This window comes from Nitrobacter sp. JJSN (genome assembly GCF_051912485.1).
Classification (GTDB): Bacteria; Pseudomonadota; Alphaproteobacteria; order Rhizobiales; family Xanthobacteraceae; genus Nitrobacter.
This window is the reverse complement of the sequence record NZ_CP196822.1, coordinates 1,439,441-1,463,113: the sequence shown is the minus strand read 5'-3', so window position 1 is coordinate 1,463,113 and position 23,673 is coordinate 1,439,441. Positions and strand designations below refer to the sequence as shown.

Sequence of the window (23,673 nt, the reverse complement as noted above, 5' to 3'; positions counted from 1 at the left end):
CAGAAATGTTCGATCGCAAACCCCTCTATGCCGCCCTCTGCTGCGCCCGCTGATCGGCCTGGCGCCCCCGCTTGCGGAAACCTGCCCGGATCTCGTCGGCCGTAATCCTCTCACCGGCGAGGATCCGGCGTTCCAGCATTGCACGCGCGGCCGCGGGGAGCGCAGGCGACGCGAGCGTGACCAAAGCGTTCCACGACAACCGGGTGTAAATTTCAGGCCGCGCGCCGTAGATCCTCGCCACCTTGAGCGCGTTGATCGCGAGCTTTGCCTCGACGTCGAATTGCCGGCGAACTTGACGGCCGTAGGCTCGATTGTTCTGGATGGCGGACCGCAGCTTCAGCATCTCGAGGCCAAGCGCGACATTCCTCTCGACGCCGGGAACGCGGGCTAGGTATGCCGGCGGTTTCGGTTCGCGCTTTGCCAACGGTTTCACGGCCGGCTTGGCCGTTGCGAAGATCTTGAAAAGCTTGTTGCGCAAAACGTTCGCGAGGTAGAGCGGCAGAGTCTGCTCGCTGAAAAGATCGAGGCCGCGCATCGTCTGCAATATCCCGGTCAGCTTGATCTGATCGAAGGCTTCGATCCAGGCCAAGCCGAGCCCGGTCCACTCCCGACGCATGGCCAGCCCGACCGCACTGACGATCGGCTCCATCAAGGCATCGTGGTTGCCTTCAGACTCGAGGATCGTGCGTAGCAACAACGTGACGTGTCCGCGACCGTCGCCGCCGAACATTTCGTGGCGGTGATAAATGCGCTGCAGAGCCAACCGAACTTGGGAATCGACCGGCGGCGCATCAACAGCAGCGAGAATTTGAGCCACCTGCTTTGCGAGCGCCGGCGTTTCCCAACTCCTCGGCTTCGTAGCGATGACAAGCGTCCGAGGCCTCCCGGGGCGGCGTTTGACGACGGCGGCGAGCATGTTGTCCCCCATGTGAATTGGTCAGCGGCGGGTAGCACCAGTCCCGCCGCCCCCGGGTCACCCCGAGCGGCCGTCAGCTCGCGAAAGCGACGACCGGAAGCTCACTACAGCTGCAATTCAGGCGCCGGCAGCCTGTTCAAAGCGGTTACGAGATCATCAAGGACCCGCTTGCGACGATTGATCTCCTTAGAGGTGTAGGCCAGGATTCGAGAGATGGCGGGAGCGTTCGGCGTGATGCCCAAGCGCTCACAAACCAGAACGAAATGATGCATGAGCTTCTCAGGCGGCGCGAGTTCTGCGGCGTTCGTAGCCTGGAGAAAAGCATCCGTGACTTCTTTCGCAATCGCGAGCTCCCGTTTACGACGGCTCAGATTGAAATCCATTCCTATGTCCCTTCTGAGGTGTCCGTCATTGATCAGGCTCCGTAACGACCGGCGCCGTTGAACGCAGGCGAGCTGGTGTCATAGCGATAGAGAGCGTCCATTTTGTCGCTGATCACCTGCGCCAGCGTGCGGCCGTCGACGTTGAGCGAGAGCGAGATCGGCGTGGCCTTCATCGGGCGCTCCCCGGGATTGAACATGGTTTTGTGATAGGGCTTACCGTCGCGGCCCGGATGACTGCCTTCGCCCGCCGGGTCGATACCGAGAGCTTTGCCGGCCGAGCCGATGATGCCGAGGATTTTGCCGGGGATGCCGACCAGCCATCCAATGAAGGAGGAAATCGCGTCCTTGATCTGGTTAAACCCGCTGGTGATATGGTCCCAATTCATGACGGCCAACGCCGTAAGGCCGGCCGCCAACGAGACCAGGATGCCGCCGAGACCGAGCAACGGCGCGATCACCGCACCGAGCGCGATCAGGCCGGCGACAAACAGAGACGTAGTGAGAAGAGCAATTGCATCGAGCGCGATTTTGATTCCTTCCGGGTGCGCGCCCGCAAATTGCGACATCGAATTCATGACGCCGGTGAGCCCTGTCATTGCGCTTAGGACCGGGCCACCCGGCTGCATCAAGGGCGATCCGATCGTCTGCAGCAGGCTGGTCCATTGCTCGTTGAACGCCTTCAAGACCGTCGGATAGTCGTTCTTGATCAGTTCGTTGAAACCGGCAACGCCCATTGCGCCGTGCTGCTGCTTGATGTCTTTTTCAAACTGGCTGTTTGCGCCCTCGTGGAAACGGCCCTGCAGCGCAAACTCGCTAATGATCTGGGACGCCGTGCGCACCGGAAACATCTTGGAGACTTGCGCGATGATGTCGTTCTGGCTGGTGATGCCGTGCTTGGCCAGCGCCGGCATCAAGGTTTTCTGAACCCACTCATAGGGGTTTGCCATGAACTGGTCGCGGCCAGCGATGCCGCCGGGGATCTGCGAGTCGGCACTGCCCTTGATATGAGCCGCGCCCCCGATCGCCAGCCCCATGCGGTCAAATTCTTCGGCTGCGGTCTTCGGCATCTGGCCTTGCACGACCTTGGCAAAGGCGCTCATCAGCGCGTTGCCCGGACCGCCGCTTCCACCGCCCCCGCCTCCTCCGCTGGACGCCATCGACTGTATCAGCCGCGGCAAGGCCCCGCCGACGAAGTTCTCATCCCATCCGAGCATAGCCGTGCGGCCATACTTGAAGGTCGACATAAACATCTGCGGCGTCACCTTGCCGCCGGTCGCCTCCACGACCTTGGTCATGGTGTTGACGTAGGATGAAAATTGCTTGGGGTCGAAAGTGAGACCCTTCTGCTCGAGCGCTTTGACCAGGTCCCAGACCTGATCCTTGCCGCCGCCCTTAACGGCGTTCAGGACCGCGTTGGATTTCGAGATTTCATCCATGTGCGACATGGCGACCGAGGTGTCGCCGAAAGCGTAGCGGAGCTCCCTGATGTGCGCGAGGTTCTCAGACAACGTCGTGGTCATGACGCTGCCGGTTGTCTTCATCGCCTGAGCCAGGCTGGCCTGGATCTCGCCGTTCTGCATCCCGGCGATTTTCATCAATTCAAGCTGATGGTTTACCTCGCCCCCGTGTTTGGCGAGGCCGGCCAAGCCCTTGAGCATCGCCGACCCGCCGAGGATCGCCGCGACCCCGCCGATCGCCAGGCCCCAACGGCCGAAACTCTTCTCGACCTTGGCGATTGACGCATTGAGGCCCAGAAAATCCCGACCTATGATGGCCAGGACCGACGAAACGCCATTGGCTAGGGCGATCGAAACTCCGATTTTGTAAACGTCGGTCATTGTCTCCTCAAAGATAGAGTTCCAAAATGCGCTCTATATTCTGACGTGTAAAAGAGACCGTGTTTTTCATTCAGCGGGCCGACGAGGGGCGGCGGCTCCTCCGCGCTCGCACCATCATCGGTTCCCACCTCAGGCATCGAGCCGACCTCCGCGTTCCAGGTGATCGAACCGCGCACTGAGCGAGGCCGTATCGGCTTCAAGCTTCGGCAGAATGATCGTTTCGAGATCCACGAGCGTCTTGTTGAGGGCCTCGGGATTGACGACGCGCGGCTGAACTGCGGCGAGCCGTTTAACCAATGCGGCGTTTTCTCGCTGGAGCCGTTGGTTTTCTTTGGCGATGCCGTTCACTCTCTTCACGATAGCTTCAGCGCGATCGGCGAACTTCGCCAAGGCTTCGTCGCGCTTAGCGAGCTGCTCGGCGAGAACGTCGCGTTCCATCGTGATCTTGGCCAGGTCGGCAAAGCCGTTATCAAGGCCAGCGGCACGGACAAGGTCGATCACGGCCTCAGGATTGGCCGGCCGGTCGACAAGCGAGATTTCGTCCAACCTCACCTTCGTGATAACGCTCCGATCTTTCGGATCCCGGGCCAGCACCTTGCCGCCGATACTGAATCCAAGGAAAACGCCCTCGGTAACTTTCGTCCAGGCCGCATCATCGACAATCTTAGCGCTGATATAGAGCCCGCGATCGTCCATCGACGCTTCGATGGTCTTGCCGACAGCGTTTAGTTGGTGCATTTGCCGGATCGTTGGAAATTCCAGGTAATCGTCGAGTGCGTCCTCAATTGCCGATTTGAGGACGATCTCGCCGGCGCGGTCGACCCGCTCCGTCGAAGCGTACCCGCTGACAACCCTCTGCTGTTTATCGACTTTGGCGAATGAACCGTACAGGCGCATGGTCAGCCCTCCAGCTCTGCGCCGGCATAGGTGCGGAGCCTGGCGGCGAACGCCTCCCAAGCGGCACGGTCGGCCATCGACGCCTCGAAGGTGGGAGCGCCGGCGGTGCGGAAACGCTCGCAGAGGCTTTCCATTAAATTGAAGGTCGCCTTCGAGCCCGTGGCGTGAGCTATGTCGATCACGGTGCGAAGCGCCTGATCGAGCCGGTGCTTTCGGCGAGCGACGTCGCGCTGTGCTTCCTGCAGCTCTGAAATCAGCTCCTCCGTGCTTTCCACGATGATCTCGGCAACTAAATGCTCCACTTCGGGCTGAAGGTTTTTGCTCGCGCGCATCTCGGCCTGGATGTCGGCCTGAAGCTGGTTTCTCGCCGCATTGGCGGCCATCGCGTTCTCCGCTGCGATGGCCTTGGCGATTAGCAATTCCTGGCGCCGGGTCGCGTCAACCTGCGGTGTCTCACCCTTGTCGAGCGAGTTCTTGCTCCAGGCCAACACCGCGGCGGCAAACTCCGCGTCGAAGTCGGCGACCGCCTGGTTCGTCCGCACGGCTTCGTTCGAGGTTTCGACTAGCCGTTGCTCGGCAATGCGCAGGCTCGCGGCGCGCTCTTCGCAGGCGGCACGCTTGTCCAGGAGATCCTTCAAGCGTTGACGCGCCGGAGACAATGCGGCGGCTTTGGTTTCAAATTTGTAGAGTTTCACCATTGTGGTCTCCCTATCAGACAGCAGAGCCGGTCACCGGATCGCGCCAGGTCGCGCCGTCCCAAAAAATCAACTTCGATATTGTCGTATCGAAGTATTCGAAGTTTGGAGCCGCGACGTATGGCGGGTTCGTGTTCGGGTTGGTCGTGGGGCGCTGCGCGGTGGTGCCGCTCGGGGCGCAAGTGATCCATCCGTTCGCCGCCAGCGTGGGCGCGTCCATGTCTGCGATGTCATAGGCAATCCCTGGCTGACCGTTGTAGAAGCGCCCATTGATCGTTTGCGTTTGCTGGCCCACGGAGACCGGCGGCAACATTCTGATTTTGAGTGGCACGGTTTTGATTCCTTTAGGGTGTCAGCGTTGCTTGAAAAAGCTCTCGGATCTCTTCGTCGGTGTCTCTTGCGCCGCCAACGGCAGGGACAATCTTTTCGCGCGGCAGATGCGGGACAACCTCGCCCGCCTGTTCTCGTTGCCATTCGACACTGCCTTTGGCCCATTCTTTCGTGACGGGCGCCGGGGCATCGCCCTTTGCGCGCGCGGCCTGCATCTCGCGGCGGGCCAGCTCGAGCATCGCCGTGCCACCGGACCAGTCCTGAAGGATCAAACCGGTCACCGCGCCACTTACCGCGTTGGCGATGTCTTCATGACCGAGAGCATCAATCGAATCTTTTCCGCTACGCGCGGTGCGGCGCTCGAGGCTGCAGATCTGGGTGATGAGCTTGGAGTGATCCAGGAGCTCGACGCGAGCACCATTGATAAGAGGTAACATCTCGCAATAGAGATCGGATTTCGGCTTGGCGCTGGGCTCGTAGGTGATGCCGTGAGCTTCAAAGCGCTCCCGCGGCCAGAGACCGGCATATTTATCGCCCTGGACCTTTTTGAGACCGTAGGTTTTCAAGAGCTTGGCGAATTCCGCGGTTACCTGCTCGGGTGAAAATGGCGGTTTGGCTTCGCGAACGGCATCCAGAATTGCTCGATCACCTTCGCGGTGAGCGATCGCCAGCGTCATGCTGTCGGCAGACCCTCCGGACGGATCGACAAAGCCGACGTATCGAACGCCTTTCATCGGCGGGAGCTCGAGCCGACCCTTGATGACGCAGGCCTCAACGGCCTCGCGCGAAACAAACGCCTCGATGTCGGACCTGAATTCCGCGCCGTATTCCGCCGCGGCATTCGCCGGGTCGCGCTCATAAGCGTCGCTGATGACCGACGGCGGCACGCTGGGGTTCATTGTCGCAGTGCTGGCGCGCCAAACCAAAACCGGTGCATCATTCCGGCCGAAATATTTCCGGAAGGCGTCATACAGCGCGCCGCGCTTCGCGTAGGGACTGCTCGCGCACAACAACATGGCATCCGGCAGCATGGTCGTCATGGCAGGCCTGAGGGCGGCAAGAATCTCGACGTCAGGACTGGCACTGTCATCACCCAACCAGAACGCAATTTCGTCGCAGAGGACCGCGATCAACGTGTAGCCGCGGACGCTACGGAAATTCGCGGTGCTGATCTCGATCGAGATGCCGTTGCAGAGATCAATTCGATCTTGCGTGATCTCGCCGACGACCATGGCGGCAATCATCGGCGTCTCGGCGATCAACGCGCTGATATAGCGGAAGATGACACGAGCCTGCCTGCGGTCGGCGGCGATGATGAGCACGGTGCCCCGTTCGCCTGGAACTAAACGGTCCGACCAGACCTTGAACACGGCGAGATAGACCGCGATCAAGGCGAGAATGAGCGATTTGCCGCCGCGGCGTCCGACGATCAGCCAAGCTTCGATGTAGCCCGCAGCCAACGGCGCGTCGCGTCCGGTGCACTGCCTGAAGATTTCGAGCTGTGTGGGGTCAAGGGGGAGACCGAACAATGCTGATAGGAGCACGCACCAACAGGCGAAGCTAACAGGATCCCTGAACCAGCGGGCAAACAGGTCATGATGGCGCATCGCGTCCAGGATGGTCACGATGGGCTGTGCTGTTCGGCCTGCCGCTGCGCTCATTCAGCAGCTGCCTCTGTAGGCCGCGGCGTCTTTGCAGCCATCCATTCCGTGATCGTCGGGGTCTTTGGTACCGAGGGACCCGATTTGATGCCCAGCATGCGAACGGCGCGGCTTGCGGCGCCCTCCAAGCGAACAAGGGCCGCCAGGTCAATAGCGCCCGCTCCCTCGCTAAAAGCGAGGGCGCGGGTCTCCTCTGACAATGCAACAAGCTCCGCAGCGCGGCGAACATGCATCAGCTGCATCGGCGTAACGGCGCCCTCACCGCCAAGGGCGGCGATGAAGTCCTCTACGAGGTCGCGACGACGGCGGGCCCATGGCGAACGATTATCCGCGCCGGCAACGTATTGCGGGCTGTTCGAGACCCGCGAACGATTTGTGCGCGAGGGTTTGGCGGCGGTGGGGCGAGCGGCTGACATATCGCAAGATTGCCGCGAGAATCTATCGCGTCAAACTTGTCCGGTTAACATGACGACAGAATACAAAGCGCTTACGGTCAATACGGGCCAATGACGTGATTGAAGCAACCCACGGATTAAGTGTCCGCGCTACCATCGTTAACATCATCAGCCAGCTAAGCTTTCTCTGATCATGTCGCAACATGTCGCCGCGACACGCTGTAACCTTTCGCACCCCTTGCGAGAACATCGATGGCTTTTTCTGTAGAGGCGCGGTGATTTTCTTCAACGGAATAGCGGATCACCACCGCCTTTGCGGGCTCAACTTTTTTTCTGCACTAAAGGATGTGCAACCACCAAATTTCAGAGCGGCAGATGATTTGTTTCGGCCTCTATGTCTTTCATCCCCGGCATGGTGACGGTCGGTTGATGGGCAATCCAACTCGGAGGTTTGGCGATTGCTCTCATGATGGGAGCCATGCTTCGGGTGACGACTTCCCTCTCCTGTTTTGCCTCCCAGTGTGCTTCCAGGACCTGAGCGATCGTCGGCACGAATTTGGATGTACGGCGAAGGTATTTGCAGGCCTCTTGGATGTCGCCGATTGCGGGCTTGGCCGAGACGACGTCCTCGATCAGGGTTGCGCCGAAGATTTCGCCATCGGCGCCACTCGCGTTGGGAAAGGCTTTCAGCAGCAGCGCCAGGCACTGAGCGATCTCGAGCTCTGTCGCTCGACGGGCCAGTGTTTTGGTCTCCTCCCACCTTCCGTCCCGCCAAAGATCCGCGTAGGGTCGCGGGGCATTGTAGCCGTACTCGTTGTAGGTTCTGCTCATTCCTATTGCTCCCGGTTGAGAAATCGGTTGAAGCCGCTGATTGCAGTGTCAGCTTGGGTGGTCTTTGCTGGTCTAGCGGTATGTTCTGGTTCGTCGAGCCAGCCACCGGCGTTCAACCAGGTGCTCGGATGTTTGATGAATTTGCGCTCGGTGCCAGCCTTTGCAGCGGCGTAGCGTCTTGCACCATCGAGCAGCTGAAGCGCGGTTGCACGTTTCGTTTTGATAATCGTGGCGTAGAGCTTTTCAGCCTTCAGCTTGTCGACCTTCTTCGGATAGACCGTCCAGAATTCATTGAAGCTATGATCAACCATCGCGAGACTCTTTTTCTCAATGGGTTCTTCCATGGTTTCTCTCTTAGGTATCGTCGGAAGTAGGCTTCCAGGTTTAGCGGTCGTTTTCTTCCGGGTTTCGTGTCGTTCTTTTCCGGGTTTTGGTTCGGTATCCCGGAAGTGCTCTTCCACCTTTGCAGGCAATAACGCGGAAGCGTCGTTCCTCTTTTCCAAATCGATCATGAGCGGTTTGAAATGACTGGTTTTGCCCCTTCCGCCCTTGCCGGTGACCTGGAGGTGGCCACGATCTCGCAGGCGAGTGATGGCGTCTCGAATGGCGCGATCGGTGGCGTTGCAATCGGCTGCGAGCCGTGGCTGGCTTGGCCATGCATCACCGGTTGCGCGATTGACAAAGGTCACGATGGCGTACGCCAGCCGAAAGCATAGAGGCGTCAGACCGTGGTCCGCACCTACTTGGTCGAGCCATCGAAACTTGTCGGCCGTGCGGCGCCTGTCGTCGACTGTCATTGGGGCAGATTCCACTTCACCGTCATGCGGCACCACGGCACCTCGGCCAGAAGCGTCAGGTCGATAGCTTCGCGCCGGACGTCAACTTTTCGAAATGCTCTCGAAGGGCCTTGCGGGATGCGACCCACCGCTGCCCCTGCTGGCCGCCCGGCAAAAGTCCCCGTTCCAACATGTAGTGGGTTTGTCGCGACGTCTGATTGATCTCTCTGGCAATCGCTGAAACGCCCCAAACAAGATCATTCTCAAGAACTTCCGTCATTAGCTCACCTCCAATAGATTCAAAGGAGAGTAACTATCTTCTCCATCGTCGAATCACATACCAAACCCGCATTTTCTTGACAAGGTATCCGGTACCTTATATTTTATACCAATGAGCACCGAGCCCTCCCCTAGGCTTACAGTTCGCGACGTCGCGCGCCGAGTTCAGCGCCGCGGCGAAGACCTCGAGGTCGTGGTCAATCGACTGCGGAATTGGACGAAAGAAGGTCTGCTTGAGTTCGTAGGCGACAAGCATCCGGGCACGGGCAAGATGCGCCTATACAGCGCAACCGCGATTGTTGATGCGGCGGTGCTCACGGCTTTTACAGACTTAGGTTTGGCCGCAGTAAGGAGCACGCAGTTTAAAGGCCAACATGGCACTTTCCTGCAGTACGGTCGTTTTGGCATCGCGAAGGTCTTCGACCAATCGAATAAGGACGCTTTGCACTTTCTGGTCTTATCGATTGTGCCTTTCGGCTCTCGCGAGCCTCCCACCATCACGCTTCAGCGCGGCCAGGATCATAGCGAGCCCGCCGACCATTATGGAATAGAGGGCAAAATGCTGCGCGATCGCGGCCATGTCCTCACACCGCGGTCGTCGCCCGGTTCTGTCGTCCTCAATCTCACCGAAATATTTCGTCCGCTGCATCAAGTCGTGAGCGCGGATTTGGACGAGCGGACTAGCTCGGTGAAGATCGACTTGGTAGTGGAAAGGAATCGCGACGATGGCGAGCATTAGGAAGCGCGTTTGGGCCAACAAGGGCGTAGAAAAGTCGGCCTGGGTAGTCGACTATTTTGATCAATCCCAGACCAAGCGGCGCAAGACCTTCGCGACGAAGAAGGAGGCCGTCAATTGGGCCACGACTGCCCTTCACGAAGTCAAGCAAGGCATCCATACTCCCGCCAGCATTAGCGTGACTGTGGCGCGTGCTGGCGAGCTGTGGCTCGAGGAATGCGAAGCGGACGGGCTTGAGCGCAGCACCATTCGGCAGCGAGGCCAGCACCTCAAACACCACATAAATCCTCATCTGGGCGGTGTGCGCCTTTCCGAACTTACCACGCCGTCCGTATACAATTTCGATGGCCAGCTCCGGAAGGCCGGAACGTCGCTCGCAATGCGACGCAAGATTCTGACGTCGATCAAGACGTTGCTCTCATTTGCTCAGAAACAGGCGCTGGTGGCCCAAAACGTCGCGTCCCCCGTCAAGCTGAAGCGCGATGATCGTGAAGACAGTGGACCTCTACGTGAAGGCGTAGACTATCCTTCTAGGGCCCAAATGAAGCAGTTGCTGGACTCTACTGCCAAACTCCGATGGCGAGCGCTGCTTGTAACCGCAATGTTCTCTGGAATGCGGGCGAGCGAGTTGCGCGGCCTTCCATGGGCGAACGTCGACCTAGATGCTGGCGTAATCCATGTCCGTCAGCGGGCAGACGCGTGGGGCAAAATCGGTAAGCCCAAGTCGAAGGCCGGGAGCCGGGACATTCCATTGGCGCCGATCGTCATCAACACGCTGCGGGAATGGAAGGTGCTCTGCCCCAAACGAGAGACCGACAAGAAGGACGATGCTGGTCAGCCCATCATGGTGCTTGATCTTGTATTTCCGAATGGGCTCGGCCACGTCGAGAGTTTGCAAAACATCTACAAGCGATACTGGGATCCAATCCAGCCGAAAGCCTTCAAGGATGAAAGCAACCCCGAGCACAAACCTCCGCGCTTCGGCTTTCACTCACTGCGCCACGTCGCAGCTAGCATGTTCATCGCCTATCTGAATTGGACGCCGAAACGGGTTCAGGAAGTGATGGGACACTCCAGCATCACGGTTACCTACGACTGCTACGGTCATTTGTTTCAAGACAAGGATGCTGACCGTGACGCAATGAAAAAACTCGAAGCGGCGATCGTTGCTGCCTGAGTGCGACACGGCAGCGACATCAGCGCGAAAAGCTGAGCTTTTTCAAAGCGGCGGCGTGGATTTCTACTCCGCGGGTTGCAGGTTCGAATCCTGCCGGGATCGCCACCTCATTTGACACTTCCTTTGTTTTCAACAACTTGCGGCTCGATTTGGCTCACCGGGTTAGAAGGTGAGCCAATGCCTGTTCCGGTAATGAGCTTCCCCGCTGCCTCTGCCATCCGTTTCCGATTCGCAGCCTTTGTGTAAACCTGCGCCTGCGAAATCGACGTCCAGCCGAACCATGCCATGAGATGGTGATCGGTCGCCCCCTGCTCTGCGAAGTATGTTGCCGCCGCCTTCCGCAGGCCGTGAGAGGTACAGCGCTTCGGCATCTTGGCGTCGTCGCAGGCGTCCCGGAACCAGTTGCCGAACCCCGCCGCTGTAAACGGCTTGCCGTAGGAAGTGAGAAGATAAATCAGATGATCGCTCGCCGGCATGGCGTCGATCGCCTGCTGTAGCGACGGCGTCACCGTGACGTTGAACACCACGCCTGTCTTTTGCCGCCCCATAGTCATCATACCGTTGCGCACGTGCTGGCGGCCCATGCGAATCACGTCACAGCGCGCCTGCCCGGCCTGCAAAAGTAGCTCGTAGGCAAGGCGCTCGCGCGTCCCGACCTTGTGATGGGCCTCAAACTGCCGGCATTCCTCAGTGCTCCAAGTGTGATGGCCGGTGGATTTTATTTCAACCAATTTCACAGCTACCAGCGGGTCTGCCTTGATAAAATTAAGATTTATGCAATGATCAAGAAAGCCGCGCATGGCCTTCCGAAAATTCAACGCCGCCGCCGGCCTCTTTTTATTGACGATGTTCTGTAGGGCCGCCTGAGTCATCAGGGCCACGCGCTTGTCGCCGTGATCCTGCCTGAACTTTTCGAGGATGGCGCGGCGCATTTTCCTCGAACTTTCGGCAAGGCCATCCTTGAACGCGCTGGATTGATAGTAGCCCACCAATGCCGCGTTGACGGTGCCAGGCTTGGTTCTCCCCGCCCCTAATTCGACCTTCGGAGGCTCGCCAGCCTTGGCGAGGTCATAGGCGCGCATGAACTCATCGGAGCCGGGATGCCCCCGCAATCGGACTTTCTTCGCTCCCGGTACGCGATAGTAGAAGACCGCCTTACCGTGGCGATTGTTGTAGCCGTGTACGTTCGGTGGGAGCTTCCACTTCATTGGACGGAATCCCATTCGTTATCGTTGGCCGCTGCCACATCTGGCGCGCCGATAACTACGACAATCTTCCCGCCCCGGTCGATTTCAACGCGTCGCACTGACAGTCCGGCGCTCACCGTGGCCTTGATGGCCTTGGTCACGTCAGTTTGTCGGAATGCTTGCGCCCCGCGCGACATTTACGCCGACGCCTCACGGTTTGAGGCTTCACGGGCCATCCGCTCGCGAACGGCACGAATAACCTCGCTATTCTGCGAGCTGCCGTTTCTTGTGGCTTCCGCCTTGATCCAATCCTTGGCATCACGCGGGAGACGAATCGGAATTTGAGGATCGTTTCTGGCCACAGCTAACACCAATAGATTTTTAACGTCTGCCCATGGTATATAGCACCGTCATATCATATCGCCAAGAAAAAATCGCACGGTGCTATCATGACAAAGAAAGCCGCCAAAACCACAAAGGCCGGTCGCGGGTCGGAACAATTTGTTGTCCGCCTACCGCCTGGAATGCGGGATGCGATTGCCCATGAGGCCGACCGGAACGGTCGCTCTATGAATGCCGAGATAGTTGGCCGACTGGCATTTTCTTTCGAGGAAGTCCTGAGCAACGAGGGGCTGATCGCAGTCTCAAAGCGCTTTGCTGCCGCCGCAGAGGCGATGGAAGACCTTTTTTTCGACCTGCGCGATATGGAGATAGAGCGCTTCATTGTCGATCAGCGCGCGAAGGGAAAAAACCTCACGCGAACCGAAGCAATCCGCCTTATCGTGCGCAACTATCTGGCTGAGAATGGGTACCTGCATGGTGCTTCGGTGAAGCCCACCGAAAAATAAAACCGGATGCGCCCGCACTCGGTTTTTTGACATACGGTCCATTGCCCTACCCCACCGACCAAAGCCAGCCTCTGCCTACGCGAGTCATGGTTGGACAATTGCACTTGTCCGAAAATTAGAAAACCGTGTCCGGACTGTCCGAACTTGATCTAAGTAATTGATATTAAATAATTTTATTTCTGACATTCGTTTGTCCGTCTATTTATTTGGGTAAATTTCAGCGCCCTATATCCCCCCGTCAGGGATATAGGGCAGATACCTTTATTTTTTAAAGTATGTTTTCAGGAAAGTGGGAAGTCCGGACATGGAAATCTGTGTCTAAGGGGGCGTCCTGCCTGTCCGAATTTTTGATGTTTATATTCAATTACTTAGTTGATATGCGACAAACTGTCCGGACAAGTGTATTTGTCCGGAATCGTGGTGGGCATAACGCAAAAACTCCGCCCACTAGAAATTGTTTGCCCACTGATCCACCACCATGCCCGGTCAGACAAGAATGCGGCGGCCACACACCACGGTCCGCAGACCGCCCCCAAGCTCCGGCAAGATTGCGTGCAGGCGATAGAGAGCCCGACCATGACCTTCAGGAGCAGACCGCTCGTATCGATCGTTCAATTGAAGAGGCTCGCAGGTGCTGCGCCGAGCAGCCCGCTCGGATGGCCCAAGAACAAGAAACTTGGCTCGCTCCATGGCAGCTTGTGCTCACCGGCATGGTGGTTGGTGCCGTCCTGTTCGGTGCTAGCATGATGTTTATGAAGGTGATCGGATGACCCCGGATCGTTTTCGTCTCGCCATGGTCCTTCAATGCGTGGAAGCGACGGGCGCTAAAGTGGCCGTCAAAACCAGGAGAGTCCGCGCAATGATCATTCGAGTGGCCCTTGCCGTCGTCACTATCGCTGCCACCACCGCCACCGGGGTGGCGGGATGGAATGAAGACATGGCCCCTCTAAAAGGTAGGGTTGCGATTGGGACCAAAGGGCACCTTACGCAGACAGCTCGTGCGTGCCCGGAACCAGGCACCATCCGTATGGTCCTCGCGCAGAAAGACCCTATCCGGGCTGGTTCCGCAGCGGCAGGCTGGGGCTGCTTTGATCTGAGCAGTGGAGATAAAGTCGCCGTCGAAGACGGCATGCCTATTAACGATCAACCGCCAAGCCACATCTGCGTGAAGGCCAGCCCGCAACAAGCGAAGTGTGTGTGGATGCTCAACGCAGGCATTAAAGCCAATTGAGCCCCCACGCCCGCAGGCCAAGCGGATCGCCCTGTTAATTCAGGACTCGTGATGCGGTCGCTCTCGCGATCCCGACGGGAGGCGTGTTCTCGTTTAAGGGGCGACGGCCCCAGGACTCGCAACCTGGCCGCTGGCGGGCTTCCGTGAGACGCTGAAAGCGATTGAAGATTTCTTTGCTGCGATCGGCGAAGACGACGATAACGAGCAAGCATCCGAAGCAACGCCGGGCACGACTTGAGCGCAGGCGCGCAAGGGAAAAAAACAAGATCGAACCCGCGCGCGGACCGGCGCAGTAGCGACACCCCGCAGCCGATCCCAAGGCCGGCATCCGTTGACTTAGATCAATAAAGAACCCTTCCGCGTTCAGTCCTTTGGGAGCAACCCGCGCGTTTCTCAGGAGGTTCGATGATGACACGGCACCTCGTCTTCGCGATCACGATTTTAGGCACCGGCGTACTCCTCAACTCACCACCCGGAATAGCGAACCAGCTGCAATGTGAGGACAGAGGCGCGAATTGCTTGGGCAAATGCACCGACCCGACGGGAGGGGCTGGTGACTTGGGAGGCCATCAGAACAAATGCTTGCTCTACTGCAGCCGGCAGCTGGCCAGCTGTATGGTACGCAATGCGACGATCCAGCGCTATCATGCGCGTCCGGAACACTTCGGACGTTTTTTTGAATGACCGCGCCAGCGCAGCGCCGTCACCGCCATGGTCGCCGGGGCCGCGATATTCGCCGCAGGGGCAGCGTTCATGAGGTTGGTTGGGTCCGCATAAAAAACGTCCGCTGACAAGCTTCTATCGCCTTGTCATCCAAAGGGGACCAAATAGACTGGAACTGTGGTGCAATCCTCAAATGAGGAGGGAAGTATGAATATGAAGAATCTTGTACTGGCGGCATTGCTCAGCGTAATTGCGACGGGAGCTTACGCTTCATGCAAGTCCGATGCGGCCGACAAGAAGCTCGCTGGAGCTGCACTGAATAGCTTCATGAAGAAGTGCGAAGCCGACGCCGCAAAGACGTGTGACGCCGACAGCGCCTCGAAGAAGCTCGCGGGTGCGGCCAAGACCAGTCATGTGAAGAAGTGCGTGACGGACGCGGTTGGTAACTGATCCGACAAGCGCGCGGTTTTTGATCACAAAGCCAGCGTCCATCTTGCGAAATATGGGTTTGCGCAATCAGTGCGGGGATGATCGATGGGAATTTTTGATGCATTGACCGGTGGTGTCCTTGGACAGCTTGAGGCTCAGTTGCTTCCTGGTCTTTTGTCCAAAGCTTTGGCGCAAACGAGCCTGGGTTCGCTGCAGGGGTTGCTCGATAAATTGAGTCAATCGGGGCTCGGGCCTCAGGTCGCTTCTTGGCTTGGGAGTAGCTCGAACCAACCCGTCACGGCGGAACAATTGGAGAAAGCGCTCGGCGACGGTGTCGTCGACAAGATCTCAACCGAACTTAATATGCCACCGGATCAAATTTTTGGGTTCCTAGCTAAGCACTTGCCGGCGGTCATCGACGTGCTCAGTCCGCACGGTACGCTTCAGCACACCTGAAATATTTGCGTCGTATCGGCTCTATACGCCGGCCGACACGCTATGCCGTCGCGCGGATAGCTCGATCAGATCGTTGATGTTGATGATCAACTTCCGTTGATGAGCCATCTGCAACCTCGCGCAACATCCTCCATTGCAGCGGCACGCCTAAGCCACCGACTTAGCCACAAGCTCGTGATGCAGGCCGATCACTCGCACATAGATGGAGGCGGCTGACAAGAACGCCCACGGTATGGCTTTTTACGCGGGCGCTTGTCGGATTCGCTGACGCTCAATCAACGTCCCTTCTGCTGGTTCCCATAGTCCTGAGCCATCTTGACCGGATTGAGCGGATCGAAAACGTGAGCCTCCTTTAGCGTATCGTAAGCAAGAGCTATCAGGATGCCTCCGACTACATCGTCGAGACCAAGAACACCGCCAGAGACCAGTTCAAGCTCCTCAGAGGACAGTTCAGACAGCTCAGAGTGCGTCGAGTTATCAGACATTTTGCTTCTCCCGTGTTCACCGTAACGGCGGATTGCCATCACTTCCCTAAAACATACGAGGATAAGCCTTGCCTCTCAGTGATCTAAATCACTTGAAATCGCGAGCGGAGATTGGCCGGGTCGGGCCCGAACAGACCCGCGAGGTGGCCTAGTCCGCGACCTAGTTTGCTTGCAGATGTTGTTTTTCGTCTCGAAGACGAAGCGCTGAAAGATATCTCCAAGCATTACGAGCGAACGAAAACAGAAGCGGCCGCAGGATCGAGCGCAACAAACGAATGCTCGCAAGCGCCGCGTGTCGAAAAACGGATCGAGATCAGGAAGCGGCGCGGATCGAAGGGGTAATTGAAAGCCGGTCGATTTCGATCGCTCGATTTCAGACAGACGCGCGATACCACCGACCGAACCACACTCCGTAGCGATGATCCGCGACTGCGCAGTGACGACCGGACCAGCCCCGTAGCTCATCCGAGCGCTGTTCAGCGCAACTTTCGTAAATTCACGATTGATGGAAGATTATTCTATTTGTGCAACGCACAAAGGTATTTGGGTCCTCCCAACCTCGTCCGGGGTGCGGGTGACGCGCGACCGTCCACGTCCGGTAGATATACAATCCTAAAGGTAGGTTTTTGTTCTTAACATGAGGCCTCGGTGACGGTGGCGCTCATGATCGCAGGGCTATTGCAATGGGCTCTTCATTCGACGTTACGGACGGCAGTCTTGGGGCAGTTTTAATCGCTCTCAGGATGCCCCCATGTCCACCGCTCAGCTTTATCCGCCCGATTTCAGTGTCCGCCCGATCAAGGTCGAACGCCTCCGTCGCTTGAACCGGCGCACCGCCACCATGCCTCAGGGCGTAATGCCAATCGTTCGCCTTGTATTCAGCGAGCTAGCTCGACAGGGGTTGCGATACCAAGATTTAGAGGATTTTTCTGGAATCAAACGTCCAACCGTGAAGCAGTGGCGCGCCAAAAATCGTCCGTCGCTAGAATCACTCGAGGCCGTTCTGTCGGTGCTCGGGTTCGCTTTCGTGCCGACGCCATGCCTTCAAACCTTGCCGTCAGAATTGGTTGGCGAGCTTGCAACCTTCGCGATGCGTTTGGGGACTGATATTCCGACGACATGGGCAGCTTTGATCGATATCGGCGTCGAACAAAAGTTGCTCCGCATGAGCGCCGAAGAAAAGCGCGCGGTGCTCGCCGAACGTGAAGCACGCAATCCCCGCCAAGCTGCGAACGACAACGTGCCTCGCCGTCGTCGCAAGAGTGCAGCTTAAGAGATACCCGAACGTACTGGTCGATTTGGTCTGATCGGGCAGGATACGCGAACTTACTCTCTGCCTCGGAGAGCAAGTGGGTGAAACCCTAACCGGACGGCGGTTTCTCTTCCCGCCGTCCGGGGCCGGGTTGGAAAGGACCGAACCTCATGTCCAAATCTCTTTCTCTGCGAAAAGCCGCTGCACACCTAAATATTCCCCCGACCACGTTTGGCGGGATCGTCAAATCTGGACGCGGTCCGCGCCACATTCGCATCGGTAACGTTTTTCGGTTCGAAGTCCGCGACCTGAATCAGTACCTCGCCGCTCACACTATTGAGGGCGTGCAATGAACCTCACCGATCTACGACCACTATCCGAACTGTACACCGCCGATGTCACCCGACTTCGCCGCTTGGAGATCGACGCCATCATCGCCCGCCACCGCGTTAGCTTCAACGTTCACCGGCTTGCAACCGAAGCCGAACGGCTCACACCCATCAAGGAACTTCTGTTTTGACCACCCGTAAGCAATCCCTGCTCGATGAAGCGAAAGCAGCGTCGCAGGACTACGCAAATGTCCGCAAGCAATTGGCCGACGCGAAGGCCCTGAATGCGCTTGGAATCCGTAGCGAGATGCTTGCTCTCAGCGCGATCGAGCACTCCGCCTATCATCGTTGGCACCGCGCACTCACCGCGCTCGCTAATTCCTAAAGGAATACACACCATGAATTTCATTGCGAAAGTCTTCGGCAAGAAGACTCCGAACTCCACCACCATCGCCGCTGAAATTGATCGCAGCACAAAAGAGCGCGACGATACTTTGCAGAAGCTGCAAGACGTTCACACCGGCCTGGCACTCATGAGCGATGATGATCATCGGGTGGCAGACGAACGCGCTGGGGCCATGAGGCGGACGGTGGCTCGACTTGAGGCCGGCATCGCAGAGCTTCAGAAGGCGCACGATGATGCCATCATCGCCGAAGCGGAAGCCGAACGGCTTGCGTCGCTAGACCAACTCCGGGCCCGTGCCGAAGCTGCCCGCCATGCCGTGAGCGTCGAGTCGAAGGCGTTGCTTGAGCAGTACGATTTGCTTGCCGAGAAGATGGCTGCCGTCATCTCAAGGGTTACTGAGATTGATGTCGAGGTCGCTGCGGTCAATGAAGCCCTTCGTACGAACCGCGTCGCGGAAGACGTTCCATCTGTCACGCAAACGTGGCGCAAGGCCCCCGATCAACAGGCCGGAGAGCGACGCGAGAAGCGCCCATGCTGGGTACACCACGTCCGTCACGCCGAAAAGTGGGACGACAAGTGGACTCATCACGACGACGAGTTTGTGAGTCAGGCTACCCTCGACGAGAATGGCAAGCCGATCCCTACCGCGCCGCCGGTCGCTAGTAACGTGTTGCAGTCTGTAACCGTCCCACACATTGAGATGCGCGAAGTTGTTGTCTCGCGGACGCAATTCCGCCCGGGCCGTGTCGAAGCGCCACTGTCCGGCATTCATTTGCCCACCGGCTTTGCTGGGGGCACCGCTCATTGGCCACGGTCATGAGCGGGCCGCTTGAAATCCAACTCGACTATCCAGTTGAGATTGACGGAACGCGCTACGAAAAGCTCACGGTGGCGTCATTCGACGCCATCGCGAAGTTTCGGCCATTGATTTAGTGAATATAGTTCGGCACGAGCCAGACAGTCTCCTAGCAGGCTGCTGAACAACTTGCATAGGGCTCTTGCTGTCGCCAATCGCATCGACGTCCGACCATTGGCACCGTCTGGTTTTCCGCACGCGTCGGGGACGATGCGTTGGTCATCATGAGAAGATCAGTTTCGGGATGCGGATGAGGTTGTAGGCGGCGACAGCCAGCGTGAAGGCCCATCCGACGCGATCCACGCCGCGGAATTTTGTCTTGCGCTGACCAGCGACGGTCTTGATCCAGCCGAACGCCTCCTCGATCCGCTTTCTGATCCGCAAACTCGTCCTGTACCCGGCATGACAGGTGGTGCGGCTGTCGATGGTGGAATGCTTCTCCTTCGCCGCGACGTGTGGCGTCACATTCATGGAGCGCAGTTCGTTGACGAAGTCGCCGGCGTCGTAGCCCTTGTCCGCGCCGAGCGTGATGCGCGTCGGGCGGTCCGCCAACGGTTCGACCATGATCAGCGCAGCGGCGCGCTCGGCATGGCCATCGACCGGCGTCAGCACGGCGTCGACGATCAGCCCGTTGCGGTTCTCCATCAGGGCATGTCCCATGAAGCACAGCGCGGCCCCGACGCCGGGGCTTTTCTTGTAGAGCTTCGCCGAAGGGTCCGTCGTCGAGGCGTGCGTATCGTTGGTGCGCCTCTCGCCCCTGAAGTTTACCTCGACGTTGCGGCCGCCATCACCGGATGGGGGTGGCGCGCCATCGTCTTTCGGCCGCACGCTCTTCATCGACGCCCAGGCCTCAATCAACGTGCCGTCGACGCTGAAGTGGTCGTTCGACAGAAGCCGCTTCACCCGCGGCTGCGACAGAACCGCCGCCAGGAACTCGCGCGCCACGTCGCCTTGAAGCAGCCGGTCACGATTCTTCGTAAACGTCGTGGCGTCCCAAACCGACGCATCCATCGACAATCCGACGAACCAGCGGAACAGCAGATTATAGTCGAGCTGCTCCATCAGTTGCCGCTCCGACCGCACCGAAAAGAACGCCTGCAGCAGCAGCGCCTTCAGCAATTGCTCCGGCGGGATCGAGGGACGACCGGTATGCGAATAAAGCGCGGCGAACCGGGTACTCATCCCGGCCAGAACCTCATCGACCAGTGCACGGATCGGCCGCAGCGGATGATCCTTCGCAACGCGATTCTCCAGCCGAACATAGCTGAACATCCCGTCCGATCGCTCTTCCCCGCCTCGCATCGCAAATCACCCCCGTCGTCTCGCCCGCAACAACGGAATCATCAAATCGATCCAAACGCGAGACCGTTTTTCAGCGCCCTGCTAGACATGCGGGACCTTGGAGCTAGATACCATGTCGTTTACAATGTTAACGGTCAAACGAGGGGACTCCCGCTTTCGTCTACTTCGTTTCGACGCGCGGCCCGATGGCTCCATTGTAGTATTGGTCGATCGAGACCCCTCACCCAAGACTGCAGCAAAACGCCTCGGGACTGACGGTGTCATTGTCGACGATGTCTCGCGAACAGATCAGGTCACCGAACATGGAAAGGTATCCTGCCATACAACGGGACAAGTCAACCGATACGCAAGCGGAGAGTTCGCCGACAAGATAATAATCGAACCACTCCACCAACTCACCCGCACTTGGCCTGTGCTCTACTATTCGGTTCCGGCGTTTGATCGGCTCGACCCTTGCAACGGCAGGAAGACGTTCGATGCTGAGGTCGTCCTCGAATTTCCCGCAGAAGTAACGGAGCGCGTCACGTTTATGATTCAACTCGTGCCGAAGGACGCGGTGCCGACGAGCTTTGGTGCAAGATTGCAGTACGAAGTATACTCCGTACTTGTCGAAGTTGTTCCGGAATCTGTTCCGCCAGAGCTTCAGCAGCATTTCATTGAGGCGTCGTTAGCGAAAAGCCCGATTGAGAAGCGGCATGTCGGCATAGCCGAATCCGAACTTGCTTTTCACTCTGCGGTCCATGGACCCGGCATGAAGGTCTTCCGAGAGACTGGCGGCGCATATGTGATACTTGCCACCGTTCCCAAGCGAGTGCCGCCGAGATTGCAGGTGCATTTTTCGCGCGCTGGCCTTGAGGCCGAGCAGATACCACCAGAGGGGAATGCACCGGTCACGCACAAAGTGAAGTTCTGGATCAGAGACAAGGGGGGCCGAAGTCGGAAAGACGATTTGCGTAAGTTCATTGCTTCGATAGCGCTGGACGCTAGGTTGTAATGACCAGCGAACGGCAATGAAGTTCAGTCCATATCGCTTCGACCACGACACCGTCGAGCCGCAGCTTCACCGGCACCTTGGGGCTCTCTGATCGGGGCCGACCTCGCGGCCATCCTGAAGGACGTAAACGAAGGCGCGACCGGCTATAGCAAGAAGACAGTCGCCAAGCGCCAGCAAGGCTTGGAGGGCGCAACCCGCAGGCTCAGCGCTTTATGGCAGACTTTTTCCAATACGCTGGTTCGGGCAGTGACGCCCGAAATCGTCGGCATGATGGAGCGGCCGGCCGGTGCGATGAAGAACCTCGCAGCAACCTTCCACGCCATGCTCAAGATCGGCGTCGGTCTCACCGCCGCCGCCGCTGCCGCTGGCCCACTGATGTTTGCGCTCGGCGCTGTCGGTCGCGTTGGCTTGCTCGCCATGACCGGCCTACTAGCTCCTATTGCGATGGTCGCGCGCGGCATCGTCGGGCTTAGCGTTGCGATGGCGGGGTTCGCCGTTGCTGGCGCTGCACGTCTCAGCGCCATGCTCATCGGCTTCCGCATGCTGACCGCGCTCGGTGACCGCCGATGGGGCTGCGGCGGTTGCTGGTTCGAGCACCAACACAACGAGCCACACCTATAGCCTCAACCCGACCATCAACATCATGGGCGGCGATGATCCGCGCGCAATTGCCGGTCAGGTGCGCTCCGAGATGGAACGGTATATGCGCGATTTGGAGGCTGAGCAGCGCGGATTGTTGAGTGACTGAGATAGCAAGCGGATTAGTCGGCAGAGTCCGCTTTGGTGCTGCACAAAGGACTCAAGTCGGACATCGCTGCATGTCCGAAAAGGGCCGATTTTGTTGCAAAAGTCGGTTGCGCCTGATGGATGCTCGTATTCGGCTGGGGGCAACCGGCTTTGATCCGCCGGCCCTGACTCCTCTACACAACTCTAACTCTAACTCTACGCGAGGCGCAGAACCTGTGCCGGTGGCGGTCGCGCGACCAGAGTTGCGAGCCGCCGCAGGTTCTGAGCGATGGCGGCCAGAACAAACTCATCCTGGGCGCCTCGTGGACCACGCAGTCGAAGTCGAGCAAGCTTTAGAATGCGCTTCAGGTGAGCGAACCGCATCTCGATCTTCTTGCGTTCACGTCGCGAAGTCTCAAAGCCATCAGTGCCGGCGAGCGACCGGGCGACGTCGCGGGCGTGCTCATGAATGTCGCGCGGGATCTTGCGAAAGGGGACCTTCGGACAGCACTGTCCTCTGAGTTTGCAGCCATCGCAATCGCGCTTTCTAGCCAAATAGATCAGCGTGGTCCCGCCATTCACAAGTGTCCCCGTCGTCGTCAGGGTCTTGCCCGCGGGACAGTGGTAGACGTCGGTGGTCGGATCATATCGAAAGTCGCTGCGCGAGAAGGTGCCGTCATCCCGCTTCGACTTATCGAACACAGGGATATGTGGCGCGATGCCCTTGTCCTCGACTAGCCAGTTCAGCATCGGAGCCGCACCGTAAGCGGTATCTCCGACAAGCCGCTCTGGCTTGAGGCCGAAGCGCTCTTCGGTCCGCTCGATCATGGTCTTTGCCGCGCCGACCTCGGCCTGGCGGATGGAGCGGGATGCTTCAACATCAACGATGACACCGAACTTCACGTCGATGAGATAGTTGTCGGAGTAAGCGAAGAATGCCGGTCCCTTGTGAGCGCCGGTCCACTGGGCTGCCGGATCGGATGGCGAGACGAACTTCGGGACCACGTCGCTGGCCGCGCCCCACGCCATATCGTCGAGGGTCGCCAGATACTCCTTCACCGCGCGGCTGGACCTCTTGGGATCGCGATCCCTGCGCCAATCCTGACCCGCGATCGAGCGTTGCTTATTGGCGTCCGCCTGAATCAGGCTCGCATCGACGGCAAAGCCATCACCGCCAACCAGACCGGCCGCAATGCACGCTTCGACGACCCGCTCGAACACACGACGAAAAACATCCCCATCGCGGAAGCGCTCGTTGCGGGCACGCGAGAACGCCGAATGATCGGGAATTGCGTCCTCGATGCCGAGTTTGCAGAACCACCGATAAGCCAAGTTCACTTGCACTTCGCGGCAGATCAGCCGTTCTGAGCGGATCGCAAAGACATATCCCACGATAAGCATCCGGATCATCAGTTCCGGATCAATCGACGGGCGACCCATCGACGAATAATGAGGTGCAAGTTCGCTGTGAAGCCAGCTGAGATCGAGCGCAGTATCGATCTTCCGCACCAGATGATCTTCAGGAACCGCGTCGCTAAGGTGGAACTCGTAGAACAGTTGACTCTGGTCACTCTTCAGACGGCCCATCATCGATC

29 protein-coding genes and 1 tRNA gene are annotated in these 23,673 nt (G+C 58.4%); 14 read left to right on the top strand and 16 right to left on the bottom strand.

Translation table 11 applies throughout. The features are described from left to right. Positions 1–25: 25 nt before the first annotated feature. The 7 genes from ACSZOQ_RS07240 to ACSZOQ_RS07210 form a co-directional block, all read right to left on the bottom strand. Complete coding sequence (locus ACSZOQ_RS07240; protein WP_439925308.1) at positions 26–916, bottom strand: hypothetical protein; 891 nt, start codon at positions 914–916, stop codon at positions 26–28. Positions 917–1,020: 104 nt separating this feature from the next. After that, the gene (locus tag ACSZOQ_RS07235; protein ID WP_439925307.1) at positions 1,021–1,299 is read right to left on the bottom strand and encodes a hypothetical protein; all 279 of its coding nucleotides are present in this window, start codon (positions 1,297–1,299) and stop codon (positions 1,021–1,023) included. Positions 1,300–1,331: 32 nt separating this feature from the next. After that, positions 1,332–3,137 carry a hypothetical protein gene (locus ACSZOQ_RS07230; RefSeq protein WP_439925306.1) on the bottom strand — a complete coding sequence of 602 codons (1,806 nt, stop codon included), beginning with the start codon at positions 3,135–3,137 and terminating at the stop codon, positions 1,332–1,334. Positions 3,138–3,266: 129 nt separating this feature from the next. Continuing rightward, a complete protein-coding gene (locus tag ACSZOQ_RS07225) occupies positions 3,267–4,034 on the bottom strand; it encodes an HK97 family phage prohead protease (RefSeq protein ID WP_439925305.1) in 768 nt (255 codons plus the stop codon). A 2-nt stretch (positions 4,035–4,036) separates the two neighbouring features. Further along, positions 4,037–4,732 carry a hypothetical protein gene (locus tag ACSZOQ_RS07220; RefSeq protein ID WP_439925304.1) on the bottom strand — a complete coding sequence of 232 codons (696 nt, stop codon included), beginning with the start codon at positions 4,730–4,732 and terminating at the stop codon, positions 4,037–4,039. A gap of 13 nt (positions 4,733–4,745) precedes the next feature. After that, entirely contained in the window at positions 4,746–5,060 is a 315-nt protein-coding gene (locus ACSZOQ_RS07215) for a hypothetical protein (RefSeq protein WP_439925303.1), read from the bottom strand. Positions 5,061–5,073: 13 nt separating this feature from the next. After that, complete coding sequence (locus ACSZOQ_RS07210) at positions 5,074–6,684, bottom strand: hypothetical protein (protein WP_439925302.1); 1,611 nt, start codon at positions 6,682–6,684, stop codon at positions 5,074–5,076. Between the two features lie 263 nt (positions 6,685–6,947). Here ACSZOQ_RS07210 and ACSZOQ_RS07205 point away from each other — a divergent pair, with 263 nt between their 5' ends. Beyond that, positions 6,948–7,133, top strand: a complete 186-nt coding sequence (locus tag ACSZOQ_RS07205) for a hypothetical protein (RefSeq protein ID WP_439925301.1) — start codon at positions 6,948–6,950, stop codon at positions 7,131–7,133. A gap of 345 nt (positions 7,134–7,478) precedes the next feature. Here the strand turns inward: ACSZOQ_RS07205 and ACSZOQ_RS07200 are convergent, their stop codons facing one another. The 3 genes from ACSZOQ_RS07200 to ACSZOQ_RS07190 are packed head-to-tail and all read right to left on the bottom strand — an operon-like array spanning position 7,479 to position 9,002. After that, positions 7,479–7,946, bottom strand: a complete 468-nt coding sequence (locus tag ACSZOQ_RS07200; RefSeq protein WP_439925300.1) for a hypothetical protein — start codon at positions 7,944–7,946, stop codon at positions 7,479–7,481. Between the two features lie 2 nt (positions 7,947–7,948). Continuing rightward, positions 7,949–8,743 carry a helix-turn-helix domain-containing protein gene (locus ACSZOQ_RS07195; RefSeq protein ID WP_439925299.1) on the bottom strand — a complete coding sequence of 265 codons (795 nt, stop codon included), beginning with the start codon at positions 8,741–8,743 and terminating at the stop codon, positions 7,949–7,951. 55 nt (positions 8,744–8,798) lie between these two features. After that, complete coding sequence (locus ACSZOQ_RS07190; protein WP_439925298.1) at positions 8,799–9,002, bottom strand: hypothetical protein; 204 nt, start codon at positions 9,000–9,002, stop codon at positions 8,799–8,801. A gap of 111 nt (positions 9,003–9,113) precedes the next feature. On the opposite strand from ACSZOQ_RS07190, the gene ACSZOQ_RS07185 reads away from it, so the two are divergent. The 3 genes from ACSZOQ_RS07185 to ACSZOQ_RS07175 all read left to right on the top strand — a co-directional run bounded on the left by ACSZOQ_RS07185 (position 9,114) and on the right by ACSZOQ_RS07175 (position 11,019). Beyond that, entirely contained in the window at positions 9,114–9,740 is a 627-nt protein-coding gene (locus ACSZOQ_RS07185) for a hypothetical protein (protein ID WP_439925297.1), read from the top strand. Further along, positions 9,727–10,914, top strand: a complete 1,188-nt coding sequence (locus ACSZOQ_RS07180; protein ID WP_439925296.1) for a tyrosine-type recombinase/integrase — start codon at positions 9,727–9,729, stop codon at positions 10,912–10,914. The genes ACSZOQ_RS07185 and ACSZOQ_RS07180 overlap by 14 nt, the downstream gene beginning before the upstream one ends. Before the next feature lie 30 nt (positions 10,915–10,944). After that, positions 10,945–11,019 (top strand) — tRNA-Arg (locus ACSZOQ_RS07175). A 2-nt stretch (positions 11,020–11,021) separates the two neighbouring features. Here ACSZOQ_RS07175 and ACSZOQ_RS07170 read toward each other — a convergent pair. Genes ACSZOQ_RS07170 through ACSZOQ_RS07160 form a run of 3 tightly spaced genes read right to left on the bottom strand, consistent with a single transcriptional unit; the run spans position 11,022 to position 12,463 of the window. Further along, complete coding sequence (locus ACSZOQ_RS07170) at positions 11,022–12,122, bottom strand: tyrosine-type recombinase/integrase (protein ID WP_439925295.1); 1,101 nt, start codon at positions 12,120–12,122, stop codon at positions 11,022–11,024. Then, the gene (locus ACSZOQ_RS07165; protein ID WP_439925294.1) at positions 12,119–12,262 is read right to left on the bottom strand and encodes a hypothetical protein; all 144 of its coding nucleotides are present in this window, start codon (positions 12,260–12,262) and stop codon (positions 12,119–12,121) included. Before ACSZOQ_RS07165 ends, ACSZOQ_RS07170 begins: the two co-directional genes overlap by 4 nt. A gap of 36 nt (positions 12,263–12,298) precedes the next feature. Continuing rightward, complete coding sequence (locus tag ACSZOQ_RS07160) at positions 12,299–12,463, bottom strand: Arc family DNA-binding protein (protein ID WP_439925293.1); 165 nt, start codon at positions 12,461–12,463, stop codon at positions 12,299–12,301. 87 nt (positions 12,464–12,550) lie between these two features. Between ACSZOQ_RS07160 and ACSZOQ_RS07155 the strand changes: the two genes are divergently transcribed. From ACSZOQ_RS07155 to ACSZOQ_RS07140, 4 genes are all read left to right on the top strand, one after another. Next, positions 12,551–12,949 (top strand): Arc family DNA-binding protein, encoded by a 399-nt coding sequence (locus ACSZOQ_RS07155; protein ID WP_439925292.1) that lies wholly within the window; start codon positions 12,551–12,553, stop codon positions 12,947–12,949. An 859-nt stretch (positions 12,950–13,808) separates the two neighbouring features. Further along, positions 13,809–14,180, top strand: coding sequence for a hypothetical protein (locus tag ACSZOQ_RS07150; RefSeq protein WP_439925291.1), 372 nt, complete (start codon positions 13,809–13,811; stop codon positions 14,178–14,180). 870 nt (positions 14,181–15,050) lie between these two features. Continuing rightward, positions 15,051–15,293 carry a hypothetical protein gene (locus ACSZOQ_RS07145; protein WP_439925290.1) on the top strand — a complete coding sequence of 81 codons (243 nt, stop codon included), beginning with the start codon at positions 15,051–15,053 and terminating at the stop codon, positions 15,291–15,293. An 84-nt stretch (positions 15,294–15,377) separates the two neighbouring features. Next, a complete protein-coding gene (locus ACSZOQ_RS07140) occupies positions 15,378–15,728 on the top strand; it encodes a YidB family protein (protein WP_439925289.1) in 351 nt (116 codons plus the stop codon). Positions 15,729–16,003: 275 nt separating this feature from the next. Here ACSZOQ_RS07140 and ACSZOQ_RS07135 read toward each other — a convergent pair whose 3' ends face one another. Next, positions 16,004–16,213: a hypothetical protein gene (locus ACSZOQ_RS07135; RefSeq protein ID WP_439925288.1), complete on the bottom strand. Its 210-nt coding sequence runs from the start codon at positions 16,211–16,213 to the stop codon at positions 16,004–16,006. A 751-nt stretch (positions 16,214–16,964) separates the two neighbouring features. Between ACSZOQ_RS07135 and ACSZOQ_RS07130 the strand changes: the two genes are divergently transcribed. The 4 genes from ACSZOQ_RS07130 (at position 16,965) to ACSZOQ_RS07115 (ending at position 19,020) form a co-directional block, all read left to right on the top strand. Continuing rightward, positions 16,965–17,486 (top strand): hypothetical protein, encoded by a 522-nt coding sequence (locus tag ACSZOQ_RS07130; RefSeq protein WP_439925287.1) that lies wholly within the window; start codon positions 16,965–16,967, stop codon positions 17,484–17,486. Positions 17,487–17,814: 328 nt separating this feature from the next. Then, positions 17,815–17,985: a hypothetical protein gene (locus tag ACSZOQ_RS07125; RefSeq protein WP_439925286.1), complete on the top strand. Its 171-nt coding sequence runs from the start codon at positions 17,815–17,817 to the stop codon at positions 17,983–17,985. After that, the gene (locus ACSZOQ_RS07120; RefSeq protein WP_439925285.1) at positions 17,982–18,179 is read left to right on the top strand and encodes a hypothetical protein; all 198 of its coding nucleotides are present in this window, start codon (positions 17,982–17,984) and stop codon (positions 18,177–18,179) included. Before ACSZOQ_RS07125 ends, ACSZOQ_RS07120 begins: the two co-directional genes overlap by 4 nt. A gap of 13 nt (positions 18,180–18,192) precedes the next feature. Further along, positions 18,193–19,020 carry a hypothetical protein gene (locus tag ACSZOQ_RS07115; protein ID WP_439925284.1) on the top strand — a complete coding sequence of 276 codons (828 nt, stop codon included), beginning with the start codon at positions 18,193–18,195 and terminating at the stop codon, positions 19,018–19,020. 258 nt (positions 19,021–19,278) lie between these two features. Here ACSZOQ_RS07115 and ACSZOQ_RS07110 read toward each other — a convergent pair whose 3' ends face one another. Then, complete coding sequence (locus ACSZOQ_RS07110) at positions 19,279–20,358, bottom strand: IS5 family transposase (RefSeq protein ID WP_439922928.1); 1,080 nt, start codon at positions 20,356–20,358, stop codon at positions 19,279–19,281. Between the two features lie 112 nt (positions 20,359–20,470). Between ACSZOQ_RS07110 and ACSZOQ_RS07105 the strand changes: the two genes are divergently transcribed. Together ACSZOQ_RS07105 and ACSZOQ_RS07100 are read left to right on the top strand one after the other, a co-directional pair. Then, entirely contained in the window at positions 20,471–21,352 is an 882-nt protein-coding gene (locus ACSZOQ_RS07105) for a hypothetical protein (protein ID WP_439925283.1), read from the top strand. Positions 21,353–21,598: 246 nt separating this feature from the next. Beyond that, positions 21,599–21,973 carry a hypothetical protein gene (locus ACSZOQ_RS07100; RefSeq protein ID WP_439925282.1) on the top strand — a complete coding sequence of 125 codons (375 nt, stop codon included), beginning with the start codon at positions 21,599–21,601 and terminating at the stop codon, positions 21,971–21,973. Between the two features lie 321 nt (positions 21,974–22,294). Here ACSZOQ_RS07100 and ACSZOQ_RS07095 read toward each other — a convergent pair whose 3' ends face one another. Further along, positions 22,295–23,668: a transposase gene (locus ACSZOQ_RS07095; protein ID WP_439924438.1), complete on the bottom strand. Its 1,374-nt coding sequence runs from the start codon at positions 23,666–23,668 to the stop codon at positions 22,295–22,297. Between the last annotated feature and the right edge of the window lie 5 nt (positions 23,669–23,673).

What these genes read in the sequence shown, in the direction of transcription:
- ACSZOQ_RS07240 (WP_439925308.1), bottom strand. Translation starts at nt 916, where the DNA reads ATGCTCGCCGCCGTCGTCAAACGCCGCCCCGGGAGGCCTCGGACGCTT.
- ACSZOQ_RS07235 (WP_439925307.1), bottom strand. Translation starts at nt 1,299, where the DNA reads ATGGATTTCAATCTGAGCCGTCGTAAACGGGAGCTCGCGATTGCGAAA.
- ACSZOQ_RS07230 (WP_439925306.1), bottom strand. Translation starts at nt 3,137, where the DNA reads ATGACCGACGTTTACAAAATCGGAGTTTCGATCGCCCTAGCCAATGGC.
- ACSZOQ_RS07225 (WP_439925305.1), bottom strand. Translation starts at nt 4,034, where the DNA reads ATGCGCCTGTACGGTTCATTCGCCAAAGTCGATAAACAGCAGAGGGTT.
- ACSZOQ_RS07220 (WP_439925304.1), bottom strand. Translation starts at nt 4,732, where the DNA reads ATGGTGAAACTCTACAAATTTGAAACCAAAGCCGCCGCATTGTCTCCG.
- ACSZOQ_RS07205 (WP_439925301.1), top strand. Translation starts at nt 6,948, where the DNA reads ATGCATCAGCTGCATCGGCGTAACGGCGCCCTCACCGCCAAGGGCGGC.
- ACSZOQ_RS07200 (WP_439925300.1), bottom strand. Translation starts at nt 7,946, where the DNA reads ATGAGCAGAACCTACAACGAGTACGGCTACAATGCCCCGCGACCCTAC.
- ACSZOQ_RS07195 (WP_439925299.1), bottom strand. Translation starts at nt 8,743, where the DNA reads ATGACAGTCGACGACAGGCGCCGCACGGCCGACAAGTTTCGATGGCTC.
- ACSZOQ_RS07190 (WP_439925298.1), bottom strand. Translation starts at nt 9,002, where the DNA reads ATGACGGAAGTTCTTGAGAATGATCTTGTTTGGGGCGTTTCAGCGATT.
- ACSZOQ_RS07185 (WP_439925297.1), top strand. Translation starts at nt 9,114, where the DNA reads ATGAGCACCGAGCCCTCCCCTAGGCTTACAGTTCGCGACGTCGCGCGC.
- ACSZOQ_RS07180 (WP_439925296.1), top strand. Translation starts at nt 9,727, where the DNA reads ATGGCGAGCATTAGGAAGCGCGTTTGGGCCAACAAGGGCGTAGAAAAG.
- ACSZOQ_RS07170 (WP_439925295.1), bottom strand. Translation starts at nt 12,122, where the DNA reads ATGAAGTGGAAGCTCCCACCGAACGTACACGGCTACAACAATCGCCAC.
- ACSZOQ_RS07155 (WP_439925292.1), top strand. Translation starts at nt 12,551, where the DNA reads ATGACAAAGAAAGCCGCCAAAACCACAAAGGCCGGTCGCGGGTCGGAA.
- ACSZOQ_RS07150 (WP_439925291.1), top strand. Translation starts at nt 13,809, where the DNA reads ATGATCATTCGAGTGGCCCTTGCCGTCGTCACTATCGCTGCCACCACC.
- ACSZOQ_RS07145 (WP_439925290.1), top strand. Translation starts at nt 15,051, where the DNA reads ATGAATATGAAGAATCTTGTACTGGCGGCATTGCTCAGCGTAATTGCG.
- ACSZOQ_RS07140 (WP_439925289.1), top strand. Translation starts at nt 15,378, where the DNA reads ATGGGAATTTTTGATGCATTGACCGGTGGTGTCCTTGGACAGCTTGAG.
- ACSZOQ_RS07135 (WP_439925288.1), bottom strand. Translation starts at nt 16,213, where the DNA reads ATGTCTGATAACTCGACGCACTCTGAGCTGTCTGAACTGTCCTCTGAG.
- ACSZOQ_RS07130 (WP_439925287.1), top strand. Translation starts at nt 16,965, where the DNA reads ATGTCCACCGCTCAGCTTTATCCGCCCGATTTCAGTGTCCGCCCGATC.
- ACSZOQ_RS07125 (WP_439925286.1), top strand. Translation starts at nt 17,815, where the DNA reads ATGAACCTCACCGATCTACGACCACTATCCGAACTGTACACCGCCGAT.
- ACSZOQ_RS07115 (WP_439925284.1), top strand. Translation starts at nt 18,193, where the DNA reads ATGAATTTCATTGCGAAAGTCTTCGGCAAGAAGACTCCGAACTCCACC.
- ACSZOQ_RS07110 (WP_439922928.1), bottom strand. Translation starts at nt 20,358, where the DNA reads ATGCGAGGCGGGGAAGAGCGATCGGACGGGATGTTCAGCTATGTTCGG.
- ACSZOQ_RS07105 (WP_439925283.1), top strand. Translation starts at nt 20,471, where the DNA reads ATGTCGTTTACAATGTTAACGGTCAAACGAGGGGACTCCCGCTTTCGT.
- ACSZOQ_RS07095 (WP_439924438.1), bottom strand. Translation starts at nt 23,668, where the DNA reads ATGATGGGCCGTCTGAAGAGTGACCAGAGTCAACTGTTCTACGAGTTC.